The 14,956-nt window shown below is 41.5% G+C and carries 16 protein-coding genes and 1 pseudogene; 13 read left to right on the top strand and 4 right to left on the bottom strand.

The window, feature by feature from the left end; all coding sequences use genetic code 11:
* From DW826_RS16505 to DW826_RS18375, 6 genes and pseudogenes are all read left to right on the top strand, one after another.
* Positions 1 to 379, top strand: a pseudogene (locus DW826_RS16505) (hypothetical protein); the annotation flags it as partial.
* Positions 366 to 1,448, top strand: a complete 1,083-nt coding sequence (locus DW826_RS16500; protein ID WP_117553250.1) for an ABC transporter permease — start codon at positions 366 to 368, stop codon at positions 1,446 to 1,448. The pseudogene DW826_RS16505 and the gene DW826_RS16500, both read left to right, overlap by 14 nt.
* Before the next feature lie 99 nt (positions 1,449 to 1,547).
* Positions 1,548 to 1,910, top strand: coding sequence for a winged helix-turn-helix domain-containing protein (locus DW826_RS16495; RefSeq protein WP_117553249.1), 363 nt, complete (start codon positions 1,548 to 1,550; stop codon positions 1,908 to 1,910).
* Between the two features lie 169 nt (positions 1,911 to 2,079).
* Positions 2,080 to 3,180 (top strand): ATP-binding protein, encoded by a 1,101-nt coding sequence (locus DW826_RS16490; protein WP_117553248.1) that lies wholly within the window; start codon positions 2,080 to 2,082, stop codon positions 3,178 to 3,180.
* Positions 3,177 to 5,525 carry a S8 family peptidase gene (locus DW826_RS16485; protein WP_117553247.1) on the top strand — a complete coding sequence of 783 codons (2,349 nt, stop codon included), beginning with the start codon at positions 3,177 to 3,179 and terminating at the stop codon, positions 5,523 to 5,525. Before DW826_RS16490 ends, DW826_RS16485 begins: the two co-directional genes overlap by 4 nt.
* Positions 5,526 to 5,780: 255 nt before the next feature.
* Entirely contained in the window at positions 5,781 to 5,990 is a 210-nt protein-coding gene (locus tag DW826_RS18375) for a gluconolactonase (protein ID WP_038260099.1), read from the top strand.
* Positions 5,991 to 6,125: 135 nt separating this feature from the next.
* Here DW826_RS18375 and DW826_RS16475 read toward each other — a convergent pair whose 3' ends face one another.
* Genes DW826_RS16475 through DW826_RS16460 form a run of 4 tightly spaced genes read right to left on the bottom strand, consistent with a single transcriptional unit; the run spans position 6,126 to position 8,152 of the window.
* Positions 6,126 to 6,608 carry a YfbM family protein gene (locus DW826_RS16475; protein WP_117452549.1) on the bottom strand — a complete coding sequence of 161 codons (483 nt, stop codon included), beginning with the start codon at positions 6,606 to 6,608 and terminating at the stop codon, positions 6,126 to 6,128.
* Positions 6,609 to 6,644: 36 nt separating this feature from the next.
* Entirely contained in the window at positions 6,645 to 6,890 is a 246-nt protein-coding gene (locus tag DW826_RS16470) for an immunity 17 family protein (RefSeq protein WP_002596447.1), read from the bottom strand.
* A 3-nt stretch (positions 6,891 to 6,893) separates the two neighbouring features.
* The gene (locus DW826_RS16465) at positions 6,894 to 7,697 is read right to left on the bottom strand and encodes a helix-turn-helix transcriptional regulator (protein WP_117553246.1); all 804 of its coding nucleotides are present in this window, start codon (positions 7,695 to 7,697) and stop codon (positions 6,894 to 6,896) included.
* A 47-nt stretch (positions 7,698 to 7,744) separates the two neighbouring features.
* Positions 7,745 to 8,152 (bottom strand): DUF4259 domain-containing protein, encoded by a 408-nt coding sequence (locus DW826_RS16460; RefSeq protein WP_117452547.1) that lies wholly within the window; start codon positions 8,150 to 8,152, stop codon positions 7,745 to 7,747.
* 355 nt (positions 8,153 to 8,507) lie between these two features.
* Here DW826_RS16460 and DW826_RS16455 point away from each other — a divergent pair, with 355 nt between their 5' ends.
* The 7 genes from DW826_RS16455 (at position 8,508) to DW826_RS16420 (ending at position 14,176) form a co-directional block, all read left to right on the top strand.
* Entirely contained in the window at positions 8,508 to 8,921 is a 414-nt protein-coding gene (locus tag DW826_RS16455; RefSeq protein ID WP_117452546.1) for a cysteine-rich VLP domain-containing protein, read from the top strand.
* A gap of 111 nt (positions 8,922 to 9,032) precedes the next feature.
* Positions 9,033 to 9,428, top strand: a complete 396-nt coding sequence (locus DW826_RS16450) for a replication initiator protein A (RefSeq protein ID WP_002596451.1) — start codon at positions 9,033 to 9,035, stop codon at positions 9,426 to 9,428.
* Positions 9,429 to 9,611: 183 nt separating this feature from the next.
* Positions 9,612 to 10,553 (top strand): MobV family relaxase, encoded by a 942-nt coding sequence (gene mobV, locus DW826_RS16440; RefSeq protein WP_117452545.1) that lies wholly within the window; start codon positions 9,612 to 9,614, stop codon positions 10,551 to 10,553.
* Positions 10,554 to 10,624: 71 nt separating this feature from the next.
* Positions 10,625 to 10,816 (top strand): hypothetical protein, encoded by a 192-nt coding sequence (locus DW826_RS16435; protein ID WP_117452544.1) that lies wholly within the window; start codon positions 10,625 to 10,627, stop codon positions 10,814 to 10,816.
* Between the two features lie 94 nt (positions 10,817 to 10,910).
* Entirely contained in the window at positions 10,911 to 12,422 is a 1,512-nt protein-coding gene (locus DW826_RS16430) for a recombinase family protein (protein WP_117452543.1), read from the top strand.
* A gap of 358 nt (positions 12,423 to 12,780) precedes the next feature.
* Entirely contained in the window at positions 12,781 to 12,957 is a 177-nt protein-coding gene (locus tag DW826_RS18370; protein ID WP_181968100.1) for a hypothetical protein, read from the top strand.
* A gap of 94 nt (positions 12,958 to 13,051) precedes the next feature.
* Positions 13,052 to 14,176, top strand: a complete 1,125-nt coding sequence (locus tag DW826_RS16420) for a hypothetical protein (protein WP_117553245.1) — start codon at positions 13,052 to 13,054, stop codon at positions 14,174 to 14,176.
* Positions 14,177 to 14,956 lie beyond the last annotated feature (780 nt).

The following is a 14,956-nucleotide window of genomic DNA, read 5'->3' as shown; positions in this document are numbered from 1 at the left end:
CATTTTTCCGGACAGACGGCTTCGCCGCAACGGAATATTCATTTTACTGTCTACACATATCGTATCTGATATAGATTATATTGCAGACCGTATTTTGATTATGAAGAATGGAGAACTGATTCAAGAAGGAACGGAGAAAGAGATTACTGATAAAGTAGAAGGATGTGTTTGGAAGTGTATTGTTTCTGAAAAAGAAGCAGGGCAGATAACCAGTAGCTTCATTGTAAGCAATGTGAGAAGTAGTGGAGAAAATGTTGAACTAAGAATTGTTTCAGAAAGACAGCCGGTTGCAGGTGCAGAAAATGTAGAAAGTACACTGGAAGATGCATATCTTTATCTTACACAAATAGCAGGGGGAGAAAAAAATGCGACTTTATAAGATGGAGCTTTTTAAACTATTTCAAAATAAAATATTTAAAATAGGAATGTTGGCTGCGACAGGATTGCTGTTTCTGTATTTTTGGTTTGCAGAGGTCGGTGGAGAAATAGCGACAGTAGATGGGAAGTTTTATTCCGGTTATGAAGCAGTGCAGATGAATCGGAAGATTACGGAAGAATTTGAAGGTGATTTGACGGATGAAAAAGTGAATCAAATAATTGAAAAATATGGTTTGCCTACAAAATTTGAGGAAAATATGCCAGGATGGAGAGATGGAAACTTTTTAAATGATTTTGTTACAAGATATTTTACTAATGGAGCATGGGAAAATGGTGTACTTCCAACGGAGAGGTATTTTCTAGGGGAAACAGAGTTGGGAAAAGCTTATGATGAAATTGGGAAAACACCTTATTTGGCATATACAACGGGATGGAAGGTATTCGCTGAAATGCTTCAGTTTGGATTGATTTTAGGAAGCATATTGATTATTTGTGGAGTGTCGACCATCTTCGCAGAGGAAAGCCAGACGAAAATGCTGCCATTAATTTTTAGCACGGAAGAAGGAAGAAGAAAAGATGTTCCTGCAAAAATTTTGGCTTCTATGACATTCACTATTTTCATTTTTATGTGGTTTGTGTTAGTCAATTTAGTCTTATGCTGGACGATATATGGTTTGAAGGGATTTGAAAATATATCCTGGATGGTGCTTTCTCAACATATGCTTCAACCTGTATTATTTTTGAAATATCTTGGCATTTTATTAGGATTAGCTTTTCAGGCGCTTTTATCGTTATGCACCATTACACTATGCGTTTCTGCATATCAGGATAGCTCTTTTGGCGCAGTAATTATTGCGGCTGTATGTTGGGGACTTCCTGTATTGATAAGGATGTTTTTCGGGGGAATCATTTGGCTTATAGTAGATTCTATGCCGATTTTTCTTGTCATGACGGGAATTGTAAATGACATATATGAGATATGGTATATTGTACTGGGAATAAATATTTGTTTTGCCATAGGGTGTTTGGTAAAAGGATTGGTATCTTATAAGACAAAACAATTTGCATAAAAATAATTGGCTTGTACAGGATGTGAAATGGGGTGATCATTTGGGAAGATTTTAATTCTATCATTTGAGGATGGAGAAGAGCATATTTTCAATCGTCGTTTGTCATATGTTAATGAAGAAATAGAAGTTCTGAAACATGATGACTTCTGTAAAGAAAAACTTCATTTTGAAGGACTTTGTATTGACAAGTATAAGCGGATTGTGGTTCGTGACGAAAATGAGATTGAACTTACATATACAGAATTTGAAATATTATTGTTGTTGGCTCAAAATGCCGGAATAGTATTCAGCAAAGAACAGATATATGATAGTGTTTGGAAAGAACCATATTTCGGGGATTACAACATTGTTATGAGCCATATTCGTAACATACGAGAAAAGATAGAAGATAACCCAAGCAAGCCAATATACATACAGACGGTTTGGGGTGTCGGCTATCGGTTTAATAAAAATGGGCGGTAATCAAACATAGATTGCCGCCTATTATTGTGCATGAGCAAAACGAAAATATCTAAAATAAAACGTAAAAACAGTAAAACAAAACGAAAATAGTAAAAACAAAACGATTTTTCTTGAAATAAAACGCTTATGTGGTATAATATATATAAATGATAAGGTAAGGAGAATGCATATGTATTATTCGGAGATAGGAAAAATCATTGAAGCTGGTTTAGAAAGAGATAAAGATAAAGTTGCTAGTTTTGCACAGTTATTAGCGAAAAAAATGGCGGCAGACGGAGAAGAAAGAGGAAGCAAGAGAATTGGTGATATATTGGAACGAAAGAACCGTAGTAAGGCTGTTACAGATTCGCTTATAGCCCCGCCACCTGTTGATCAAGAAAGTAGAATGAATATTGTTGAAATAGACTACCAACCGGTTGTAAATGATTTGATTTTATCTAAGGCTGTTGAATTGAAATTGATGGATTTCATGGAAACAATAAATAACAAAGAAAAGATGGATCAGATTGGATTGGAGTTCAATATGTCGCTGCTGCTATATGGACATCCAGGATGTGGTAAAACAAGTGCAGCAAAATATATTGCGTCGCAGTTGGGATTGCCATTAGTTGTAGCAAGATTAGATACATTAATTTCTTCATTGCTAGGAAACACTGCGAAAAACATTCATAAAATATTTGAGTTTGCTAAAAAGCAACCATGTGTATTGTTCTTGGATGAATTTGATGCGATAGCAAAAGCTCGAGACGATCATCATGAATTGGGAGAATTAAAGCGTGTTGTAAATAGTTTACTTCAAAATATGGATGAGTATTGTCAAAATGGAATTTTGATTGCAGCTACCAATCATCATGAATTGTTAGATAGTGCAATTTGGAGAAGGTTTCAAACTGTAATTGAAATGCCGAAGCCTGAATTGGCTGAAGTTGCAAGTATGATAAAAAATATGCCGGAATTTATTGATGTAAGCCAAATAAAGCCAGGACAATGGAAAAAGGTATATGATGCATTATTGGGATTGTCGTATTCGGATATTAAAAATATTTTAAATAATATGGTAAAGAAACTAGTATTAAAGGATGAGAATAAAGTCAAGTTTACAGATATTTTAGCCGAAGCATATTTATTTAAAAATCATGGAAATTACACTATGGAGCAAATGGTACAATATATGATTGATCATGGGGTATCGCAAAAACAAGCGTCCTTATATTTTAATGTTTCAACAAGACAAATAAAAAACTGTTTGGAAAGGAGTGAAAAAAATTGAGTGAAAAATATTTGCCAATAAAGATTTTCGAAAAACGAAAAGATTATGATGATAGAAGTACTGAGGGCGGAGGAGATAGTCATGAAGGTAGTTGGGTACTTCATGGAGAAGAATTAAATAAACGTGTAGACTACTTAAGTAAAAATGTTAATACCATACAAGATTCTTTTCAAAAATGGAAAGAAAATAAGCGAGCATTGCCAATGATTATCTCAACGACGGTTATTGATAAAGCAATTGCCAAGACACATAGAGGAAGAATTGTAAATTTGCTAGAAAATGACGGCAAAGATAATGTGATAGGTGTGTATGGAGATAGGCAGTTGCTATCAATGGTTACAGAGGAAAGGCTGCTGAGTACAATTAGCCAGGTAATAGGAAGAAGAGAGGATGAGGCAACTCTTATTTCTTCAATTTCTGGAATAGATGTGTTTTCACCTTGTGTTGAACCGTATGATTCTGATAACAATGTTTATCGAGTTAGATTATGTGATTATAATGATTTTGACTTGAATAATATGGCAAAGATTTTATTTGAACAATCTTGTGAAGCGGCTGGTATTAAAATTCATTCTAAGGTGCGATTTACTACAGATATGACGATTTATAGGGTCACAATTGACAACTTGGAACAGCTGAATGCTATGGGAGAATTTGAGGGTGTCTATTCGGCTGAAAAGACATATCCGATAATGGCAACTATGGATATTTTAGATTCTGATAATGTAGTCGTTGTAAAACAACCAGAGGAAACGGAAGAATACCCAGTGGTAGGAGTATTAGATACGGGCATAGCGGACATTCCGTACTTAGCACCCTGGAAAGAGGCGGTTGTACATGAAAATTATCCAAAGGAATATCAGGATAATTCCCATGGTTCCTTCGTTGCAGGTATCATTGAATATGGAGATGAACTGAATGGTACAAATATCTCAGCCTTAAGTGGAGTGAGATTATTTAATGCTGTAGTACATCCTGGAAATACAATGACAATTTATCCGGAAGAATTAATTGATCATGTGCGTGAAGCAGTTGAGAACAATCCTGAGATAAAGATATGGAATTTATCTCTAGGAACGACAATGGAAAGTGAATTAGACGAATTTTCAGAGTTTGGTATGGCTTTGGATAATATCCAAGATGAGAATAATGTTCTGATAATTAAATCAGCTGGAAATTGTAACAATTTTGCAAAAGGTTTACCCAAAAGCAGAATAAGTAAGACAGCAGATTCAGTGCGTTCTTTAGTTGTAGGTTCAATTGCAGAAACGCAGGGGGAGCATGATTATGCCGAACCAAATATGCCTTCGCCATTTACAAGAGTTGGACCGGGACCTGCAAGTATTGTAAAACCGGATTTGGTATTTTATGGAGGTAATGCTGGAGTTGATAAGGGGAAATTGGTTATCAATGGAGTTCCGTCATTTGGTTTAGATGGAAATATATATAAAAATGTTGGAACAAGTTTTTCTACCCCAAGAGTGTCTAGAATAGCTGCAGAACTCGCTTTCATGATGCATGAGGATTTTGATGCGTTACTTATTAGGGCGTTGATGATTCATTATGCAAAGTATCCGGCGGATATTAAAATGAAAATGACAGATAAGGTTGCACAAATGGGATTTGGAATGCCTGTAGGTGCCAATGAGATACTTTACAATTCACCAGATGAGATAACACTAATTTTGAGGGATACTTTGGAAAAGGGAAGCTTTATTGAAATGTTTGATTTTCCTTTTCCGACAAGTCTGGTAGATGAAAATGGATTTTTTAGAGGACAGATTATTCTTACATTGGTAAATAAATCACTTGTAGATGAAAAACAGGCAGGAGAATATTGCCAATCAAATATCGATGTGTTTTTTGGTACATATGAGACTGAGAAAGAGCGTGATGTGACAAAACCGACGATAAAAAATCCTAGAGGTGTGGATGATAATCAAAACCTTTTATCTGATAGCTTATATAGCGCAAGTGCGAAGGGAATACATCCTATAAATGGATTTGAACGGGAATGTACACTGGTTAAGTATGGCAAAAAGTTCCATCCAGTTAAGAAGTATGCAATTGATTTAGCTGATATGACCCCGTCGAATCGCGATAAGTGGTTGCCATCTACACGCAAGTGGTATCTGAAGATAGAAGGTTTATATCGCGATTTTATTGAAAAGGAAGCTGTGAAAAAGGATTTTCAGTTAAGTCAGGAATACTGTATGATTTTAACTATTCGAGATCCAGAACATACAGCTCCGGTTTATGATGAAGTGACGCAACAACTTACAAACCGCAACTTTATTCATCATGATGTGAGAGTAAGAAATGTAGTTCATGTAACCAATGAATAAAAGCATGCTTAGGGCTCGAATAAGGTCAGTTTACAAGGAACTACACGCAGACCACGAAACGGGGGCTGCTGACAACAAATAAAGGCTGAGTATCAAGCACCGGGAAAGTGCGGGATATTCAGCCTGTTTTGTTGTCAGGGGTTTCCAAAGGGGCTTGCCCCTTGGCACACGACTTTGCTTGCAAAGTGTAGTGTGTTATACGCTCTGTCGGCGTTGCCGTAAAAATGCCATTGCCGCCGGGGAGGGCAAGGGCATTTGAAGCGGCAGGAAAACGGGGCTGTGATTGCGTGGCGTGGAGCCGCAACCGCAGGACTGGTTTCATCAGCAGACAGGGCGTATATGAAAGCCCCCGTCCCTCGTCCCACGCCAGACTTCGGGACAAAATGTCCCGAACTTGTGGACACACTCTCGAAAAAGCAGCCGGATTTTTCTCTCAAAATTGAAATGGGCGGGAAGCCATTTTAAGGGCTTTCCCGCCTTGATTGCCTATTAGCAAAGGCGGACGGGACTGTCAACGGCGGCGCATTTATGCGCCGTTCATCTTGACCGTTGACTGGATCGGCTGACTTTGCTATTTCAGCAACAGTTGAAATTATACAGTTAATAGATTGACACTAAAACGGCGCTCTCTTGTGCTGCCATTTTTTCATAAAACTTTTTCAAATTTTCAAATGAATTTCTTAAATCATCTTTAATTTCATCTGCTTCATCTTCGTATCCCCAAATATTGGGATAAATATCATTTTGGGAAAACGCACTCATATCAAATTTATCAAGATATGTTTCAAAATCAATTTCTTGCAACGCCCTGGCTATTTCTTTCACCCTATCAGCTTTCGTTCCAGATATAAAGTCTTCTTCAGATATATTGAACTGTCCTACAATCGCTTCACTGATTAAATCATCTTCAATCGGTTCGCTGGCAGATTTCCCCGTCAGTAAAAAATGAAGTGCGTCCCACATTTTATCTATATCACAAATTTCTATGTCCTCACTTTCTTGTAATTCTTCCACATCATCAAGGCACATGATTTTTTCTAATTCAATGTCAGTGGTTGGTTGATAATTTGCAATCATTCCCATTTGCATTTCCTCCATATTTCGATTTGTTCTTTTGCTTTATCTTCCCACAAAAAGAAAGAAAATCCCACAAGCAATAATTACAACGCCCAGAACGCCCATAAAGACACGATACCCGCCCTGTCCGAATATGTCATAGATAAAGCGTCCGGGGCCGTTTGGTCTTTCTCCATCCGGGCTTGTGACCCACCGCCAGTTAAAAATTGCTCCCAACAGTGTCAGCCCACCGCCCGCAATCACCACATACTGCCAGTGGTCTTTTAAGTATGCAACGACATTCTCCATGTACTACCCCCTTTTTCCTCGCTGTGGGTTCGGATTTTTCAGCAAGTCGGACTTCTCCGAAATCTTTTTAAGCCATTTCTTTTCTTCCTCGGACAGCTTCTTATAATTCAGCCGAAGCCGTTTGCAGATAAACGCCAGCGACGCTTGCTCCGGGTCGCTGTCCTCTCTGGCAACTTCATCGGCGGCCTGCAACAATCCTTTCAGCGGGTTATCCTCCGGGACGCTGAAAAAATCGTCCCTGTGGGCTTCCCGCAGGTCAAGAGCTATGCTGTTTATGTCCTGCTGTATCACATAGCGGCAAAAGCTGTCGTCGTCAATATGGGCGGCGACAAGCTGTCTTAACTGCGGGTCGGTCAAGCCGGGATTGTATTGTTTCATAATGGTTGCGCTCATGGTGTTCACTATGGCGTTTACGGTCTGCACCTGCTTCACCGCCACGCCGTTCACATAGATTTCAAGGTCAGCCATGAGCCGGGGAAAATCCGGGTGCGCCGCCAGTTCACATAAAAGGGAATTGTCCACCCGCCCGCTTTTCAGCAGTTCAATCATATCGTCACTCAAACGCAGGTCTGCAAGATCGGCGTTTGGGTGATTTTTTGTTTCGGACAACCCCAGCAGATAATCGGAGGTCACGCCGTAAAACTTCGCCAGCTTGATAAGGGCATAGTGGCTGATGTCCTTGAAGTCCTCCGCTTCATAGCTTCCCAGCGCAGACTTGGAGAGGTGCGTCTGCTCCGCAAGTTGTTCCAACGTCAGCCCACGCTCCACACGCAGGTCTTTCAATCGTTCTTGTATGGATAATTCCATGCTCTCCCTCCTCATCTGCCCGATAAATAAGCGATAATAAAAGCTATTTATTGTTGAAGCCTTTTCTTTATTGAGAGTTTATCCTCTTTCCATGCTTCATACAATTCCTCGTTTTCTTCCCACAATTCTTTTAATTCGGAATTATCAGAAAGAACAGCGTCAATGGCTTTTACAGCTTTATGTTTGAGTGGAGAGAAATCAAAGCACTTTTGCAATCTCGTCCATTCAAAATAATCATCACCATCACACCTATATTGAGTATCATTTATAACACTGTCAATAAATGCGGCTGATACCAAAGCATAATGCGCTTCGTCGTAACCGACATATTCTGCCTGTATAACCTCATCAAAGTATCTTTCAATATCAGCGATTATATTTGATGATGCTTTAAGGTCGTCCAAAGCGTCATATGCAGTATCATCATCAAAAACGCCATAATTCCATGCGCCCATATATTTTCCTCCTATATTTTTTCCCTTATTTCGATTCGCTGTTTGGATATTTTTATTGTACCACAATTCCGAGAGCGTGGAAATAGGGAGTTTTCCGGGCTGATTTCCGACTTTATGGATATACGGGACGGACGGTCATTTAGGTGTAGACTTAGGTTAGTTCATCGGTGAACAGCACCTTGAAAACAGGATGACCGTCCGAAAAGGAATATCCCGGCAGGGGAAGCACCGCAACGAGCCAGCTTCGGGACAAAATGTCCCGAAGTCCGGGGAGCGTGCCAACGCCGGAACACGCCGCAGGAATGGGGCAGGAAGCCTTTTCGGGGAGAACGGCAGCAAGGAAACGGAGGAACGCATGAAAGAAAATTTATACAAGCGATTGCCGTCCTTGGAGCGCAGGCCGGACGGTTCCCTCTACCGCATGACACCGGCGCAGAGGAAACAGGCAAACAGCCTAATCCGCTGGGAGTGCTGCAACTGTGAGGGCGGGGACTGTATCGCTCTTGACGACGGGGACGGTCATACCTGCCCGCAGATGATTTCTTTCTCGGTCTGCTGTAAGTGGTTCCGCTGGTCGGTCTTGCCGCTGGTCGGAACACTGGAAGCGGAAATTTTCCGGGATAAGGACTTGAAACGCTGTGAGGTCTGCGGCGGCGTGTTCGTCCCAAAGTCCAACCGGGGGAAATACTGCCCGGACTGTGCCGCCAGAGTTCACAGGCGGCAGAAAGCGGAAAGTGAACGGAAAAGGAGGTCGAGTGTGGACAATTAGGCAGGAAAAAAGCCTTGATTTATAAGGCTTCCAGAGGGCAGAACCGGGGCAGGTCATATAAAATATCGTCTGCCCCCGGAAATGCCGTTCTAACTGTCCACAAAGCACACTATGACAAACACGATTTATATTCATCAACCGGAGAAATCGGTCAGCTTCACCCGGCTCCCGAATTTTCTCTTTGAAGCCCCTACATTTACGCCCCTGTCCAATGAAGCGAAGATACTGTACGCCTTTATCTTGCGCCGGACGGAGTTATCCCGCAAGAACGGCTGGGCGGACGAGTACGGGCGCATTTACCTGTATTATCCAATCTGCGAGGTGGTCGCCCTGCTCCACTGTGGGCGGCAAAAGGCGGTCAACACCTTGCGGGAATTACAGTATGCGGGGCTTGTGGAGATACAGAAACAGGGCTGTGGAAAACCAAACCGTATCTACCCAAAATCCTATGAAGCGGTTTCAAACACTGACTTCAAGAAATCCGGTTCCGGTACGCCGGAGGGCTGAAAACCGTACTCATGGAGTACGATAATCAATCCTCTTGAAGTACGAAAACTGGACGGTATATAGAAATACAGAGATTAAAACGATTTATTTATATCAATTCCATTCCAATCCTATCAGAGATATTTCCGGCGGGATTTTCCTTTGGAAAAGTCCCGGATAGGAAAGGGATGGGGAAAGGAGTTTATGGCACAGCACGCAATTTTGCGATTTGAGAAGCATAAGGGCAACCCGGCAAGGCCGCTGGAAGCCCACCACGAAAGACAGAAAGACCAGTACGCCAGCAATCCCGACATTGACGCCAGCCGGAGCAAGTACAATTTTCACATCGTCAAGCCGGAGGGCAGATACTACCATTTCATTCAGAGCCGCATTGAACAGGCGGGGTGCAGGACACGCAAAGACAGCACCCGGTTTGTGGATACGCTCATAACCGCCAGCCCGGAGTTTTTCAAGGGCAAGTCCCCAAAAGAGATACAAGCCTTTTTCCAGAGGGCGGCGGATTTCCTCATTGACCGGGTAGGCCGGGAAAATATCGTGTCGGCGGTGGTACACATGGACGAGAAAACACCCCACCTGCATTTGACTTTTGTTCCGCTGACAAAGGACAACCGCCTGTGCGCCAAAGAAATCATAGGCAACCGGGCGAATTTGACGAAGTGGCAGGACGATTTTCACGCCTACATGGTGGAGAAATATCCCGACTTGGAGCGTGGAGAGAGCGCCAGCAAGACAGGCCGGAAGCATATCCCTACCCGGCTTTTCAAACAGGCCGTTTCCCTCTCCAAACAGGCGAGGGCGATTGAAGCCACGCTGGACGGTATCAATCCGATCAACGCCGGAAAAAAGAAAGAGGAAGCCCTTGCCATGCTGAAAAAGTGGTTTCCGCAAATGGAGAACTTCTCCGGGCAGTTGAAGAAATATAAGGTCACAATCAATGACCTGCTGGAAGAAAATCAAAAGCTGGAAGCGAGAGCCAGAGCCAGCGAAAGCGGCAAAATGAAAGACCGCATGGAACGGGCGAAGCTGGAAAGCGAATTGCAGAATATCCAAAGGCTGGTTGACCGTATCCCGTCGGACGTACTGGCGGAGGTAAAGCGGCAACAGCGATACACAAAGGAAAGGTGATTGAATATAAGCAAAATTTCACGCCGCCCCTGTGCGGCATTGTACCTTGAAAATTGAATATGGGAGGTTCTATGGAGCATATCAGATACAAGAAAGAAACAGAGGTCGTAACTTTTCAGGGAAAGGAAATCACGCTGGAAAATCTCTCCCCGGTGTTCACGCCGGAGCAGGAAGCGGCGAAACGCCGGGAGTTGGAACAGCAGCTTTATGAAGTGTTCCGCAAGTATGCCGATAAACGGCAGAATGAGGGCGCCGGGGCGTAAGGTTTTCCAAAGCCACCGTTGATTTGCGGGGCTGCTGGCGGTATAATAATAGTGTCAGCAGCTCCGTTTCTTTTTTAAGAAAAGGAGCGACAATATGAACAACAGAATAGACGCAATCTATGCAAGACAATCGGTGGACAAAAAAGACAGTATTTCCATTGAAAGCCAGATTGAATTTTGCAAATATGAATTGAAAGGCGGTAACTGCAAGGAATACACAGACAAAGGGTACAGCGGCAAAAACACAGACCGTCCAAAGTTTCAAGAATTGGTGCGGGACATCAAGCGAGGCTTGATTGCAAAGGTCATTGTTTACAAACTTGACCGTATCAGCCGTTCCATTCTGGACTTTGCAAACATGATGGAACTGTTCCAGCAGTACAACGTGGAGTTTGTTTCCTCTACGGAGAAGTTTGACACCTCCACTCCTATGGGGCGGGCTATGCTGAATATCTGTATCGTGTTCGCCCAGCTTGAACGGGAAACGATACAGAAGCGGGTGACGGACGCTTATTACTCCCGCAGTCAGCGGGGCTTCAAAATGGGCGGTAAGGCTCCCTATGGCTTCCACACAGAGCCTATCAAAATGGACGGTATCAACACAAAGAAGCTGGTGGTAAACCCGGAGGAAGCGGCGAATATCCGGCTCATGTTCGAGATGTACGCCGAGCCGACGACTTCATACGGGGACATTACCCGGCACTTTGCCGAACAGGGGATTTTGTTCAACGGCAAAAAACTGATACGTCCCACGCTGGCGCAGATGTTACGCAATCCCGTCTATGTGCAGGCAGACCTCGACGTGTACGAGTTTTTCAAAAGCCAGGGGACAGTCATTGTCAATGACGCCGCCGACTTTACGGGCATGAACGGGTGCTATCTGTACCAGGGGCGGGACGTAAAGCCGGACAAGGCGCAAAATCTCAAAGACCAAATGCTGGTGCTGGCTCCGCATGAGGGGATTGTCCCCTCGGACGTATGGCTGACCTGCCGCAAGAAGCTGATGAACAACATGAAAATCCAGTCTGCCCGGAAAGCCACTCATACATGGCTGGCAGGAAAAATCAAATGCGGGAATTGCGGGTATGCTCTTATGAGTATCTTTAATCCGTCCGGCAAGCAATATCTCCGTTGCACAAAGCGGCTGGATAACAAGAGTTGCCCCGGCTGTGGGAAAATCATCACTTCGGAACTGGAAGCGGTCACTTATCAGCAGATGGTGAAAAAGCTGGACAGCTACAAGACACTGACGGGCAGGAAGAAAGCGGCAAAGGCAAACCCGAAAATCGCCGCTCTGCAAGTGGAGCTTGCTCATGTGGACAGCGAGATTGAAAAGCTGGTAGACAGTCTGACGGGCGCAAACAATGTTCTGCTCTCCTATGTGAATGTGAAGATAGCCGAACTGGACGGACGCAAGCAGGAACTACTGGCGCAGATAGCGGAGTTGACGGTGGAAGCCATAAGCCCGGAACAGGTCAGCCAGATTTCCGGCTACCTCGACACTTGGGAGAATGTAGCCTTTGACGACAAGCGGCGGGTGGTGGACTTAATGCTCACTACCATAGCCGCTACAAGCGATAGCTTGAATATCACATGGAAAATCTGACGGGCGGCACACCTCCCGTCAGATACCTACCCTGTGTAGTCCCTTGTAAACTGTACTTAATAGAACTTTAAATATAAATGCGGTATTGCTCTGCAAAGCAATACCGCAACATCGGATACACAGTTGGTATTCCGAATCTTGATAGTTCAAATAGATTATAGCGAAACTGTACTTCTATTTCAAGATATAATTCCCAACTGAGAAAGGTATGGTATTGAAAATGGGAAAGACAATTTGAGTAAGAGTCACTGCAAAACCAATATCAAACAGAAGAGTAAGAGTTAAGACTTCGTTGAGTAGCGGTGGGACAACCAGAACAAAACACAAACAATCAAAATGAAATAGGAGGGCTATTTTTATGGCAACAAACAGACCAGTTGGAGATAATTCTCGAGTGGGAGCAGTTAGAGGTAGATCGCAGGTATATAATCCGACAACGGGATTATGGACTAAGCGAGATGCACAAACAGGAAAATTCATGGATGTAAAAACATCTAGTAACACACCTTTTAAAGGAGTAAGAAAAGAGAAGTAATATAGTAAAGTATCAGGCAAGGAAGTAATATGGCAAAGTCATTTTGCTTCCTTGCTATGTTATAATGAAAACTGTTGTTCTTATGGAGGAATATATGAGAAAAAAGAAACACAAGAAGAAAAATAAAAATATGAAAAAAAGAGAAATACAAAAAATGCAGGTAGAAAATCAGCAGGAGGTGTTGGGTGCTGATGTTGATAAAAATCAGGTAGAAAACCAGCAAGAGATATTGGTAGATGCTGCTGAGAAAGAGCAAAGAAGAACAACCCGATTAGGAGCAATTATAGCTATTGTTGCGGTGATAGGAACGTTGTGTGCTTTTTTATTTAAGATGACGATTAGTTCTTTAACTGTGTGGTCGGAGCAGGGGGTAATGTATTGGTATTTGCAAGCACTTTTTTCATTCGCATTATCAACATCAGTTATTATATTTATTGACATAGTGTTGTATGTAATAAGTGATCTAAAAAGGTACAATACGCTGGATCAAAATTATAAGCAGTATGATCAGGAATCAGACAACAGATACATGTACTTACTAAGTGATTTTAGAATATATACAATAATGATTATTTTTGTATTCATTTTATCTATTCCATTATCTGCAATTTATGGAGAGGAGAGTCAAAAATGGAGTGGGATTTTGGTTTCTTGTCTGTGTGCAGTTGTTGGAATTGTTCTTGTTGTGCAATGGGTAAAACATAAGAGTAAAGAGGAAATTAAGAGAATTTTTCTGAAGGTAGGAGGAAAAATTGCAGAATGGATGTTTGTAGCATTATTATGTTTTGCTATAAGTGCTATATTTATTGTGAATAATAAAGCAACAATTAGTGTAAGTTATAATGCTGATGGTATAGTGGAAATTTGTAATACATCAGCAGAAAACTATAATGGACTGGATATAGAAATATGGAATATGGATGGAGAAAAAATTTACACAGAGTCTGTTGAAAAGGAAAAATTGTTGTTTGCACGAGAAGATAAGTACGTTAATAATGAAGTTGAAGGTGAAAAGGTGGCAGAAGGAATATTAATAAACAGTGAATGTTTACATTGGAAATATATGTTTGATTTGAAAGAAGTAATAAATGAATCGGGTGAGTATTGTGTTTCAATAACAGTACATCAAGATGGTAAAAGTGCTTTTTTGCTTAATTCATTATCTGTAGAGAATAAAGAATATATTTTTGCAAAAGACAGTATGGAAAAAGACTATTAAAAATGGTGCTGGGTATAATTTGGGTACAGTAGTTTAGAAACCACATTGACGAGATGTAAAAACGTATCAAAATGATACGATTTCAACGCCTGATAACATTAGATTAATATGAAAAATCAAACCCGAAAAAGAGTTTGAATAAAATACTATTGTTAACAGAGGATGCGGGAATATATTTCTGCACCCTTTGTTAATTGTCAGATGAAAGTCTGTGAGTTGAAAAACATTATTATATATTTGCTTATGTAAAAAGGCGATTGATTTATTCAGTCGCTTTTTTGTTTTCAAAAAAGTAACTGAGATTGTTTGCTTTGTGTCGAAATTATTCGTCGTATTGTAATGAACACTTTGGCTTGGTATAGGAACGCTGAATCGTCAGCCCCCTTGCGGGGCTGTGAGTTAAAACAAAAATCAGGTAATCGCCTTTTCTGCCGCCCTCAAAGTCAGCCTTCTTGTGGATTGTGAGTTGAAACAATTTTTCTCTACATCTAAATGAAAAACTTAAGCTTTCAGCTGTTCTTGGGAGAATGGAATAAGTGCAGTCGGTGAGGACAACTAAATAAAGCCTCCTGCAATATGATGTCGCAAGCCAAACTCAAAACCAGAGGAGGCGTTCCAAATGAACAATGGAAGTTTATCACATACCCAATGAAATAATATAAAATTGCATACATGGTATAATTATGGTACAATTAAACTACATAAAGGAGGTGCTTTTATGCCGCAAATTGTTCCAATCTGCATTTTACGGAGCTCAGCGGTCGCCATTCTGTTTTAGAA

It is taken from the genome of Clostridium sp. AM34-11AC (assembly GCF_003435375.1).
GTDB lineage: Bacteria > Bacillota > Clostridia > Lachnospirales > Lachnospiraceae > Pilosibacter > Pilosibacter fragilis.
This window is presented reverse-complemented; position numbering and strand designations above follow the sequence as displayed.

Excerpts from the sequence above, each read along its gene's own strand:
- DW826_RS16500 (WP_117553250.1), top strand. The coding sequence starts at position 366 with ATGCGACTTTATAAGATGGAGCTTTTTAAACTATTTCAAAATAAAATA.
- DW826_RS16490 (WP_117553248.1), top strand. The coding sequence starts at position 2,080 with ATGTATTATTCGGAGATAGGAAAAATCATTGAAGCTGGTTTAGAAAGA.
- DW826_RS16475 (WP_117452549.1), bottom strand. The coding sequence starts at position 6,608 with ATGGGAATGATTGCAAATTATCAACCAACCACTGACATTGAATTAGAA.
- DW826_RS16470 (WP_002596447.1), bottom strand. The coding sequence starts at position 6,890 with ATGGAGAATGTCGTTGCATACTTAAAAGACCACTGGCAGTATGTGGTG.
- DW826_RS16465 (WP_117553246.1), bottom strand. The coding sequence starts at position 7,697 with ATGGAATTATCCATACAAGAACGATTGAAAGACCTGCGTGTGGAGCGT.
- DW826_RS16460 (WP_117452547.1), bottom strand. The coding sequence starts at position 8,152 with ATGGGCGCATGGAATTATGGCGTTTTTGATGATGATACTGCATATGAC.
- DW826_RS16455 (WP_117452546.1), top strand. The coding sequence starts at position 8,508 with ATGAAAGAAAATTTATACAAGCGATTGCCGTCCTTGGAGCGCAGGCCG.
- DW826_RS16450 (WP_002596451.1), top strand. The coding sequence starts at position 9,033 with ATGACAAACACGATTTATATTCATCAACCGGAGAAATCGGTCAGCTTC.
- mobV (WP_117452545.1), top strand. The coding sequence starts at position 9,612 with ATGGCACAGCACGCAATTTTGCGATTTGAGAAGCATAAGGGCAACCCG.
- DW826_RS16435 (WP_117452544.1), top strand. The coding sequence starts at position 10,625 with ATGGAGCATATCAGATACAAGAAAGAAACAGAGGTCGTAACTTTTCAG.
- DW826_RS16430 (WP_117452543.1), top strand. The coding sequence starts at position 10,911 with ATGAACAACAGAATAGACGCAATCTATGCAAGACAATCGGTGGACAAA.
- DW826_RS18370 (WP_181968100.1), top strand. The coding sequence starts at position 12,781 with ATGGCAACAAACAGACCAGTTGGAGATAATTCTCGAGTGGGAGCAGTT.
- DW826_RS16420 (WP_117553245.1), top strand. The coding sequence starts at position 13,052 with ATGAGAAAAAAGAAACACAAGAAGAAAAATAAAAATATGAAAAAAAGA.